10 protein-coding genes are annotated in these 11,437 nt (G+C 57.5%); 1 reads left to right on the forward strand and 9 read right to left on the reverse strand.

What is annotated here, in order from left to right; genetic code table 11:
• The 4 genes from VMN77_00845 to VMN77_00860 form a co-directional block, all read right to left on the reverse strand.
• Positions 1-3,898: multicopper oxidase domain-containing protein (locus VMN77_00845; GenBank protein ID HTN42325.1), on the reverse strand; the 3,898-nt coding region annotated here is incomplete at its 3' end.
• Positions 3,899-4,153: 255 nt separating this feature from the next.
• On the reverse strand, positions 4,154-4,543 hold the full coding sequence (locus VMN77_00850; GenBank protein ID HTN42326.1) for a hypothetical protein: 390 nt from the start codon (positions 4,541-4,543) through the stop codon (positions 4,154-4,156).
• Positions 4,544-4,547: 4 nt separating this feature from the next.
• A complete protein-coding gene (locus tag VMN77_00855; protein ID HTN42327.1) occupies positions 4,548-5,135 on the reverse strand; it encodes a hypothetical protein in 588 nt (195 codons plus the stop codon).
• Positions 5,132-6,142, reverse strand: coding sequence for a tetratricopeptide repeat protein (locus tag VMN77_00860; protein HTN42328.1), 1,011 nt, complete (start codon positions 6,140-6,142; stop codon positions 5,132-5,134). Before VMN77_00860 ends, VMN77_00855 begins: the two co-directional genes overlap by 4 nt.
• A 143-nt stretch (positions 6,143-6,285) precedes the next feature.
• Here VMN77_00860 and VMN77_00865 point away from each other — a divergent pair, with 143 nt between their 5' ends.
• Positions 6,286-7,281: a carboxypeptidase regulatory-like domain-containing protein gene (locus VMN77_00865; GenBank protein ID HTN42329.1), complete on the forward strand. Its 996-nt coding sequence runs from the start codon at positions 6,286-6,288 to the stop codon at positions 7,279-7,281.
• 26 nt (positions 7,282-7,307) lie between these two features.
• On the opposite strand, the gene VMN77_00870 is transcribed toward VMN77_00865, so the two are convergent.
• From VMN77_00870 to VMN77_00890, 5 genes are all read right to left on the reverse strand, one after another.
• Positions 7,308-8,144: a carboxypeptidase-like regulatory domain-containing protein gene (locus VMN77_00870; protein HTN42330.1), complete on the reverse strand. Its 837-nt coding sequence runs from the start codon at positions 8,142-8,144 to the stop codon at positions 7,308-7,310.
• Between the two features lie 5 nt (positions 8,145-8,149).
• The gene (locus tag VMN77_00875; GenBank protein HTN42331.1) at positions 8,150-8,617 is read right to left on the reverse strand and encodes a MarR family transcriptional regulator; all 468 of its coding nucleotides are present in this window, start codon (positions 8,615-8,617) and stop codon (positions 8,150-8,152) included.
• A 104-nt stretch (positions 8,618-8,721) separates the two neighbouring features.
• Positions 8,722-9,594, reverse strand: a complete 873-nt coding sequence (locus VMN77_00880) for a carboxypeptidase-like regulatory domain-containing protein (protein HTN42332.1) — start codon at positions 9,592-9,594, stop codon at positions 8,722-8,724.
• Between the two features lie 2 nt (positions 9,595-9,596).
• Positions 9,597-10,535 (reverse strand): carboxypeptidase-like regulatory domain-containing protein, encoded by a 939-nt coding sequence (locus VMN77_00885; GenBank protein ID HTN42333.1) that lies wholly within the window; start codon positions 10,533-10,535, stop codon positions 9,597-9,599.
• Between the two features lie 152 nt (positions 10,536-10,687).
• A partial coding sequence (locus VMN77_00890; GenBank protein ID HTN42334.1) for a hypothetical protein occupies positions 10,688-11,437 on the reverse strand: 750 nt, incomplete at its 5' end.

An 11,437-nucleotide genomic window follows, 5' to 3' on the forward strand; every position in this document is an offset into this window, starting at 1 on the left:
AGATCTTGCCCGTCGGGTTGGCGACCTGGAGCTTGCGGTCGAAATCCACGTCGATCGTGTCCGGGGCGTTCGGGTTGTACTTCAAGGCCCGGTCCGCCGCGATCACGTTGAAGGTCTTGACCGGCGCATCCGCCGGGCAGACCGACTTCGCCGAGGCCGGGATCTCATCCCGTCCCGGGAGTTTCTGCAGATCCGGCACCTCTTTATCCAAGACCCGGATGATCCCCCAGCTCCCCTCCGATAGATGGGAGGCCCGGCCGTTATAATGGAGGTAATCCCCGGCCATCTGTTGCGGCCCGCCGGCCCTGGTGACCAGGTCGTAGCGCTCGGCGATCCCGACGTGGTGCGCGTTCCTGAAGTCGGAATGTTCCGCGTAACGCTCCGTCCGGAAGGCATGGCCGGCGATGTGCCAGGTGTGCGTCTCATTCATTAAGGTGTGCAACAGACGAAAGACAATGGTATCACCGAGATACGCCCTAAGCAGAGGGGTGCTCGGATCCTGATAGACCCTGCTTGAGAATACCATCGACGGCTCCGGCTTGAAATTCAGCCGTCTCGAGATCGACTCGGCACGGAAGTTCAATCCGCCTCCGGTGGTATGGGTCCCGCCGTTGAGCATCGGGATAGCCACTTTGTCCAGATCATACGGCATCTTGAACGAGAGGGTCTGTCCGGCATCGATCGATGCCTGAACCGTCTGACCCGGCGGATTTCCCGCCGTCACGACCTGTGCGGTCGTCGGCACCGTGTCATGCGGCATCACCACCATCTCCCGGAAGCTGCCGTTCACCCCGTATCCGATCGGCTCGGTCGAGTGGATGTCCGCGATCGGGCCGCTTCGGATTTCCTTTCCGGTTTTCGGGTCGTGGTATGTCGAACCGGCCGGCTCCACGATCATCGCCCCCACGCCGCCGTGCGGCCAAGTTGTCGCGCCAAAGGCATGGTCATGCCAGAAGACCGTGCCGACATCGGAGTCCACCCACATCCGGTACCGGACATACTCCACCGAGGCGATCTCGTTCTTCTTGTGATCGAATCGCAACGGTTCGGTAAAGGTCACGGTGTCCCCTTTGATTTCCTTGATCCACAGGACCTCCGAGGTCTTCACCTGCTGCATGCCGATCATCAGGTCGGTGCCCACATGGAAGGGCGTGGCCCCCTCCACCATCTTGATCTTGATGGCGGTCGCCCCGGCCTTGACATCCTCGGTCAGGGTGGCATTCATCGGCGGCGGAAGTCCCTTCTGGACCTTTTTCTCCAATTCGGTGAAGGGCCGGACCGACTGCTCGTAGGAGAAGCCGGTGATCACGCCGTCGGAGGCCTGGTTGTCGAACTGGATAAAGTGGGGATGGATATTGATCTTCGACATCTGGAAGTTCGTCGTGTCGTTGTCATCCCACTCGCTTTTCAAGATCACGTCGACGCAATCGTAGACGCTCGACCGATAAACCAGGGGAATCGTCTTGTCCCCCCCGGGGTTGGCCTTAACCTCGGCCTCCTCCTCCTGAAGAACAAAGAGGGTCCCGTGGGGATCGATGACCGGCTTCTCCTTTCCGAGCGCCTTAGTCAGCTGTATTGGCGTTTGGATGAAATGGATCGTGTATTGCTTTCTCCCCGCGTTGGAAGGACAGAGACTCCACCGACCCTGTTCTCCCGGCTTGGCGGGCTGGTTCGTTTCCTGGCCGATAGCCCCCTTGCTTCCCGGATCGGTCGGCAAGGCTCCGTTGTCCTTGTCCATATGGATCGGCTCCAACCACGGCGCGGGGCCGTGATGGCGGGCGAAGGGAACCCGCTTCCCGAAGTGCGGCTTGAAATGCGGCCAGGCCAATTTTCCCGTCTTCTCATCAAACAGCAAGGGCGGCCGCTTCCCCGGTATCGGCGATTTGTACTTCGGCCAAGGGAAGGTGCCTGTCACTTCCGGCTCGCCCATCGCCTTGTTCCCGTCCCAGGTCCAGTCCCACACCGTCGCGTCGTAGGCCACGATCTGGCCCTTCTCGTCCGAGGTATGGCCCGGCTGACCCGCCGGAGGCAACATCATCTTCACCCAGTCCTTGATGGAGATTTCCGGAATCGGCTTCGACCAATCCGACTTGCTCGCCGTAATGTGCCACTTCTTGTCGTACCAGTCCATCGTCTTATTGATCAGTTTGTCCGATGTTACGGCCGGCTTCATCCGCCCTTTCCGGTCGGGTAGCTCCTGCAAGGGCGGCATGATGTCGGTACTGCCGAAGGGATAGTTCCCGGTCTGCAGCGTGTTGTAGACCCGCCAGTAACCCCACATCCCGGCGACGTAATGGTGCGCCACGTGGCAGTGGAACAGGAAATCGCCCGCCAGTTGCTGGCAAAGGCCGGAACCGCACTCCGTCTGGAGGTCGAGAACTTCGGAAGGACCGATCACCTGGACATCCACGCGGTCGGAGGTGGTCCGGACCTCCGGGAACTTCACCGGGCCGTTCGCGGCCGCATTCATGATGAAGTCGGCCTTCCCGTCCGCTTTGGGCTGGCGGAGCCAGCGGATCGTTCCTCCGTGCGGATGGTGGGAATGAAACACCTCGCCGCCCCCGTGCACCAACCGGAATTTGGCCGGATCGCCCATGTAAGACCGCGGAATGGTCGTCGGAACGTCCCCAAAGGTGTAGGAGCTGTAGCCCAACGATTCATCCTCGATATGGAAATATTTCTCCTGTTGCGCGAGGTTGTTGATCCCGAACGGCTCGCTGCGGTAATTGATCGCCCGCGCCGAGGGACGGTAGGCGTCGGTATTGGGGTCCCGCTGGGGAATCATCTCCCCGTTCCGGTTCAAGGGCCGGAAGGACTCGTCCCCGATCTCATGATAGATGATGACGAACTCCCGGAAGTCGGGCGCGTTGGGCTGGTCGATCATGACTTCCCAACCGCTTTTTGTTTCCTTTCCGGTGATCGGGTCCAGGTAGCGCGACCCCATCGGCTCGACGATGAAGGTCCCGATCATTCCGAGGCTCGCCTGCTCGCGGCCGACGTGGCTGTGAAAGGTGTGCCCTCCCTCCTGCTCATCGGGTTGAATATACCATTCAAACACCTGGCTCTTTCCCGGTTTGACCAGCGAATCGGGATTGGCCATCGTGGCTGCCTGGCCGGTGGATTTGACGATCATGCTGGAACCGTGGATATGGATGCTGACATCATCGTCCTTCATTTGATTGCGGAGGGTGAGGATCACGCAGTCTCCCTGGTTCGCGCGGATATTGAGCGGCTGGATCATGTCGGTCTGAAGGCCGGTCGTGACCGCGCCGGGGTCATATCCCGGTTTTTTTCGAGCCTCCGTGTTGGCCTTCTCCTCGGCCCGAACTTTTTCGAGATTCCCGGTCAGAACATACATGTACCCGGGAAAATAGTCCAACCACTGATTGATCGTGATCTCGACATTGATCGCGGAAACGTCAAACTCTTTAACGGGGGCGTTCGCCGGGCAATGGCCCCCAGACGTAACGCTTTCGCTGGCCGGGGCCGGGCCGAGGAAATAGCTCCGATCCATTTGTTGCATCGTGGCCATATCGGAGAAAGGCCCCGAACCGCCCGGGTGCCCCGAATGATCATTCGGCTCCATGGAAGCCATTCCGGGCATCGACCCCGCGCCGCGGGTCTCCGAGGCCTGCTCGGGGCCCCCCTTGGCGATCTCCTCCATCAGCTTCTGCATCGCCGCGTTCACCTGGTCTTCGTGACCGGTATGTCCCTCCGCGGCGTCCTCCCGGGCGATCTGGTCTTTAAACTTAGCCTGCCATCCGGGTGTCGTTCCGCTCTGCGAATCCGGCGCACCCGGCTGCGTGTATCCGGTCTCTGCGCTGAGGGCAACGCTTTTGATAGAGAACGTCAGCAATAGAGCCAACAGTCCCCTAAAAAGAATTCTTCGATTTTTCATGGCGCTTTCTCCCGTGTTTTTTCCCAAGGATTGTTATTCTTAAATGGAGGGTGTTTGAACCCGTTCTTTCAGATTTGATCGTTCTCTGCGGAGTATATTCATGGAAAACCTTGCGGCGATAATACCCCCTTACATGCCCGCATTCCAACGCATGAAGTCTAACCCTTAAGTATTAATCCAACCGTGCAGGGCTCCTATTTACACCCAAAGAACAAACTTGTCAAGGCTAAATTTCGGAGCGGCTTCAATCAAGGATTAGGGAGAACCCACCCTGACCGTGACACGGCTAGATTTTACCTCTGGGAGATCTACCGACATGATGTAAGAATCCGACGCCACATCAACGGTTTGGCGCGGTTCAATATATTTGTTGGCGACGTTTCGGGCCAGGGGAACCCCGCCGCCGTCCAGCAGATCATAATAGACATAGACCCTTTTACGGACCTCCGAATTGTTCCGAACCGTCGCCTTCCAGACAAACTTGGTTTTGCCGATCCGCTCCCAAACCGTGCTCGGATGCCATTCATGTTTCAACACCTGGATGGCGGATGCGTCGTGATCAAACGCAAACGGTGGGCTTCCTTCCCCGAGGGCCATCCCCGCCGATAGAAGAATGAAAAGAATCCAGGCGACCCGTTCACGCATTTGCTTACGGCTTTCCTTCGATCTTTTCGTTCCCCATTCCAAAGGGCAGTTTCTTTTCTTTCGGGGTGGACAGTTGCCTATAGAGCGTCTGAAACTGTTCCGTCGAAAGGGCCGGGTCGGTCAACCGCGTCAGATCCTCCGGCCCGATCGGGATCCAGGCCAGCTCGGCGACATCGGTCGTACCGATCATGATCCAATGGTGGGGAAGGATGTCCTGGCGGATCACCCGGTCCAGTTTTCCGTTATATTTAATGGCCTCGCGGATCGCCGTCCGGGCTTGTCCGGCCGTGACGCATTTGCCAATCCCGATATTGGCGGGAGGATCCAGAAACGGGAAAAACTTAAGCCGGACCTTCATTCCGCTCGTGTCCGAGCCGAGGGCCTGCTTGATCTCGGCGGCCCGGTCCTTCCATTTATGGGCCAGAACGATCTCGATTGTCGTCGCTTGTCCCCGGTTCTCCTGTGCATTGCAATCGTAGACTATTTCGGCCCCAAGGGCATCCGCCCGAATCGATAACGGGACAACGAGAGACAGGACGCACGGGAGGATGGCCCGGAATAGGACCTTTTTCTTTGGAATAGCCGCCGTCATTTCGGCGACGCTTTGGGTTGATCTTTGGACTTCAATTGATCGAGATACCTCCGGGCCTGTTCGTTTTTCGGATCAAGCTCCAGGACGCGTTGGAAGGCCTGGACGGCCAAGTCCTTCAACTGTTCCTTATCGTCCGAATCCTTCAAGGACTCCCCCAGCATGATCTGGGACTCGCCGAGGGCCATGAAGACGGCCGGGGACTCCTGCCGGACCAGAGACAGCATCGAATACTCCCGCACTGCATCGGCATACTGTTTGCGTTGATAATAGGTCCGGGCCAGTTGCTCGCGGGCGTCGGATTCGTTCGGATCGTCCTCCAGGATCGCCTGCCACTGTTTCATGGCCTTGGTAATCTCGCCTTTTTTTTCATAAACGATGCTGATGTTGTAGCGCACCTCGGTGAGCGAGGGATCGATTCGAAGGGCTTCTTCATACTCCTTCTCGGCACTCGCATAATCTTTCTTCTTCAGGTACAGGTTCCCGAGGCCGGCATGGACCACGGCCACCTTCGGCGACAATCGATTGGCCTCCCGGTAGGTCTTCAATGCCTCCTCGTCCTTCCCCTGCCGGTAATAAACATGCCCGAGAGAGATCCAGGCATGTTCGTCCTTGGGCGCCAGCCGGGTGGCCCGCTGGAACTCCCGGGCGGCGTCATCGAAGGATTGGCTTTGGAGGTAAAGCCGTCCCAGCCAGTAATGCATGGCGGGACTGTCGGGAAATTCGCGGGTCAATCCCTTGTAAACCTCGATCGCCTTCAGACCCTGCCGCGTCGCAAGATAGGTCGTGAAGAGGGCCTGGTGATAGCGGGAATTCTCCGGACTCAGCCGAACGGCCTTCGTCAATTTGTCGATCGCTTCATCGAAGCGTCGTTGGTTGTTGAGATCCACCCCCTCGTCGAAGTAGGCCTTGCCCGGGTCCTCGGGTGTCGCCGCCCGGACCGCCGTGGAATATAAAAGGAGGGCCAACGCCAGAAGGCCGATTCCCGGCCCTATCATCCCCAACTTCATCGCTTACACTCCGTGATGACCAAAAACCGGATTTTACACCGGAGCCGACAAAAAGACAACCGGCGGGCCCCTGCAAGATTTCCTCACCTATAAACGACAGATCTTTTGCCGCCGATCGCCATTTGTTATAAAATAGGGCCCGTATGATAAACGGTCGATTCATAATTTCAATATCAGGACTGGCCGTGATGCTCCTGGCTCCATGGGCGTTCGGCCCGGCCGCCCGGGCCGATCAAAATAGCGGGACGCTTAAAGGAGAAGTCCTGATCAATGCGGCGCCGGCCGCGGGCGCCGTGGTTTATCTTCAACCCCAGGGAAATCGGCCGTCCGAACCGGCCCCGCGAGAAGTGACGATTATCCAGGAACAGTTGCGCTTCAAACCCTCCTTCAGCGTCGTCCCGGCGGGGACCACCGTCCGGTTCGAAAATCGCGACGATGAAATTCATAACATCTATTCCAAATCGGGGGCCAACCGCTTTGACACCGGAGCCCATCTGCCCGGCACGGCGAAAAAAGTGACTTTAAAGGAACCGGGCGCCGTCCCGTTGCGATGTCGGACGCACCAAAACATGCGCGGGCTTATCTTCGTGTCCCCGTCGCCCTACTTTTCCGTCACCGATGACCGCGGGGAATTTGAGATCCGGAACGTCCCGGTCGGGTCCTACCGAATCGAAGCCTGGCATCCCCGACTGACCGCGGAGGAGAGCGCACGGGGCGCGCAGGTCTTGAAGGTGGACGCCGGTCCGAAGGTCCTGCAGCTGCGGTTCGACGCGAAGGCCCCCAGCGGGACCGACCTGACGGAAACCGCCGGGCAGGACTGGACCTCGGTCGTGGAGCAGATTCATGCGGAGTTGGAGCGGGCGATCAGTCTGTGGAAAAAGGGGAACCGTACCGCTGCGACCTCGACGGTGATGAGTGCCATGTCGAAACTCTACGGGGAATCCGGACTGCGGGAAAAGATCGCTCAAACGATCGGACCGGATCGGGCCCTGGAACAGGAGCGGCGTCTCGACTCGATCCGAAAACAGGTCCAGGGAGTCGGCGGAACGGAACCCGTGACCGAAGAGGCTCTTCAGCGGGAGTCCGGTCTATTAATCGACGGATTGACGGAGGATGTCAAAAAAATCACGGCACCTTGAACTCTATTCAAACCCGATGACCTTTATCACTGCCCGATTCGGAACTTTTCCTGCGTTTCATAATGCGGCCGCTTCACCGTGCTTGAATCAAACTCGAAATCGAGCGAGGCGCCTCTATTGGGAGAAACCGTGATTTCCCGCTCAATCGGCTTGAAATGAGGACGCCAGGCGACTACTTTATAAGTTCCCGGCGGCAATTGGTCGATCGTGAATTTTCCGTCGCCGTCCGTGAGGGCGTAGTAAGGATTGTCCACGGCATAACCCCAGGTCTGCATGAACTCGTGCATCCCGCAGATCATCTGGTATATTTTCTTATGCTTCTCAAACTTGATGGGAAAGGTTCCGGTGGAGTTCGGAGGGTTTGGAACCGTTAGAAGCAAATTCCCCTTTTCGCTCTGATAAAGCTGCGCGTTGTGGATGATCGGGTCTTCGTTTTTCATCACAAAGCTTCCGTTGTGTTGCACGATGCTGACGAAGGGCAAGAACTCGCAATCCCTCGCCACGAGGTTGGCCACAATGGGCTTGAACGGCTTTCCCCGCTTTACCTCCTCCACGGCCACCACGACGTCCTTCATTCCGCCGTCGGCCGCAACATTGAACTCGCTGATCCGGACGTTGCCCTGGCCGTCCGAGATGGCCTTGTTCTTGTTGCAATAAGGACCGAAGGGATAAAGGGCGAGGGGGAAGATGCGGGGTTCCGGAACGGCGCCCTTCAATGTGACCTTCCCGGAGAGGGTTCCTCCATTGGTCACAACGGCCTCATCATAGGCCGCGGCAACGGAACTTCCAAAAATTCCCAGGGCGGCCGTGCCGATAAGTCCCGCACCCAGGACGAATATATATTTCATCGCCTGACTCTTCATAACCATCACTCCTCGCTGAAAAAGAAGGTGGCCTTCGTGTCCTGAATCTCCATCAAACGAACCACCTTCTCTAAAGATGCGCGTATGACCAGTACCTCCCGCCGTGAAAGGCTTTCCAACCCGTGAAGCAATTTCCCCTGCGCGGCGTCCGGACTTTTCTGCACAAGCTTTTTCCCCGCCTTCGTCAGGCTGATTTTGACCACGCGCCTGTCCTGATCCCCCCGGGACCGCTCCACGAACCCCTTATCCTCCAGCCGATCCACGACTCCGGAAACGGTGCTCATATGCAGATACATTTTCCGGCTCAACTCCCCCATAGAAAGCGGCCCTTCCGTATAAACGGTCCGGAGCGCCCAGAGTTGAGGACCGGTGACCCCGAACCTCTTTAGCACCGCCTCCGAGTATTGCTGGATGGCCTTGAAGATCCGCCGCAGGACCTGCATGATTTCGGAAACAGCCCGTTGTTTATTCATCCGCACCCCGAAGACGCGAATTTATTTTGTATGCATAACAATGTCTTATCGTAAACTATTTGCATGGTTCCGTCAATGAATTTTTTGTCCTAGGGGGGAGGCATTCAGGGCCTCTGAAGCTCGACGGCCGGCGGTTTTAGCGGAATCTTGTCGAGGGCCGTTTCAAGTCGGTAATTCTTTTGGAGATTGTAGAGAGGAATATGGACCTCCGAGGCGTCAAACTGGAAATTCAACGAGACCTTCCCGTCGGCCGGCACCGTCACCTTTTCCGCCTGAACTTTCATGTACGGATGCCAAGCGATGACATCGTAGGTGCCCGGGGGGAGATCCGGGATGCTAAAGGATCCATCCGGACCGGTCACGGCAAAATAGGGATTGCCGACCGCCATTCCCCACGACTGCATGAAGTCGTGGACCCCGCACTGGGTGCGGAAAATATAATGATTTTTTCGGAAGACGATTTCTTTCGTAGCGGTGGTTTCGGGAATCATCGGTTTATTGAACATCTCGAAGGTGTAATCATTCAGAAGGGTGTAAGCCTGGAGGTCATGGGTGACGGGATCCTTGTTCACGATCCGAATCGGATTTTGATTGCGAACAGGAATCACAAAAGGCCCGACCTGACAGGTCTGAAGCGAGATTTCAGGGGTGAAATCAAACTTCTTCCCCCGCGGGACCCCCACGACCGAAACCACAACATTCCGGAATCCGCCGTCGGGTGAAACCTGGAACTCCTTCAAAAGCCGGTTTCCCTTGCCGTCGGAGATCTGGGAGCAGAAATCGATGTTGGGGGAGAAGACCATATGAAAGATCCGGGCCGGGGGAGGCGTTCCGTTCAGAACCACCCTTCCCGAGATCGTCCCCCCCGATGTCACCTCGATTTCCTCATACCCCCAACCCGCTCCCGGCAGGCCCAGAACAAGGACTCCCAGGATAAAGGCCGCGGTTCTAAAATCTTTTAACGACCTCGATCGCACGGTCATTCATCCGTACAATACGGACCTTCACAACCCATGAGGTGGTGCTCGGGCTCGGCTTCGGGCCCCATCCTGAACTTATCCTGCCGTTCATAGATCGGCCGCTGGATTTTGGCCGAATCGAATTCAAAATTCACCGTGAGGTGGCCATTTGCCGGAACGGTTACTTCCTGCTCGACCGGTTTAAAGTGGGGGTGCCACGCCAGGAGACGATACGTCCCGGGCGGCAGTTGATCGATGGTAAAAAGCCCGTCCCGCTTCGTCCTCGCATAATACGGATTGTCGACCCTAAAACCCCAGCTCTGCATGAACTCGTGCATTCCGCAGATCATTTCCGAAATCCGCTTTCCGGGTTCAAAGTTCAAGACCCCGCCCCTCGGCTCGTTCGATACGGGCAAGGGAAAGTTTAAAATGATATTCCCCTTTTCGCTCTGGAAAACCTGCCCGTTGTGCACGATCGGATCTTTGTTCACCACCGAAATCGGCCGATGGTTTTCCAACACCATCACCAGCGGATGCGCATGGTGCAATTTCCCTCCTTCGGTGACCATGAACTGTTCGCTGTCCGGAACATCCGCCGGATGGAACATGCAGTTCACCGCCACCAACTCGTTCTTGATCGGGGGAAACGCCTTCCCGCGCTGGACCTGCTCGACGGCCACGATCGTGTCCTGCAAGCCCCCGTCCTTCGAGACGATGAACTCCTCGAGACGGAACAGTCCATGGCCGTCCGAAATCTTTTTGCAATACTCCCCGAATGGATAGAGCACCACCGGAAATACGCGCGGGGCCGGGAGGGCCCCTTTTAAGGTAACCTTTCCTGTAATGGTTCCCCCGTCGGTTACGGCAACCTCTTCATAACCCGAGGCCGAAGCCCTCTCATAAAATCCAGCCATCCCGAGCAGGACGACAGCGATCATCAAGGATAATAAACGTGCCATATCTCTTCCCTTCATTCACTGATTAACAGCTTAATTACCGGATTTATCATATCAAATTTCAAGCGACAGATCAAAAGATATTAAAATGAAGAGGGCGGGAGGCCGTTGCTTTCTCCTCCCGCCCCCCCTGTGCGAACATGCACCAGGACTTTTTATTTGCCTTTTTCCAGCATGGTAACCGGAACGGCATTTCCATCGGTCGGGAGTTCGGCCGTGCGGCCGCTCGCCTCCCCGCTGTTCAGCGGAAGGATCCGACGATCCCCGACGGGCAATACCCGCAGATAACCCCACTGCCCGGCCTGCGCATAGGGCATCCGGTGATTCTCCCAGACATAATCGCCGGGAATATGGAAGGGCCCGCCGGCGCCTTCCTTGATATACGCGTCAAGGTTCTCGGACCCGCCGAACTCCTCCGAGCTGAGCATATCGGCCCCTTCCATGTCCGGTTTGAGCGGGAATTCATGCCCTTCGATGCTGAAGATCTGGTTCTGCTCGTTGAAGGCCCCGAACACATGGATCCGGACCGGGTCCCCCGCATGCGCCAGGATCGTCGGCGTCACCGGCTCCGATTCCCCCGCCACGCAGGCCGTGAACATATTCCCCGGCTCGCAGCCCTTGTCCTCGCGATAGGACCACGGCTCGGTCCGGTAATTCACCCCCGTCAAGCCCGCGATCTGCTGGATGTAGGGCATGAAGGCCGTCCCGATGATGTTGTCCTCGTCCTGGAAGAACAACGAGGCGTCCCGGAAGTCCGAACGATGCGCGTTCTCCGGAATCGACCGGTCCACGAGCACATCCGCCTCCCAGGCGTTCTTCAGCGTCACATCCTCTCCCGTCTTCGGGTCCCGGTACTTCGAACCCTTCGGGCCCACGATGATCGCCCCGAACAGCCCGTCCCTCAC

The sequence above is a fragment of the Nitrospiria bacterium genome, assembly GCA_035498035.1.
Taxonomy (GTDB): Bacteria; Nitrospirota; Nitrospiria; order JACQBZ01; family JACQBZ01; genus JACQBZ01.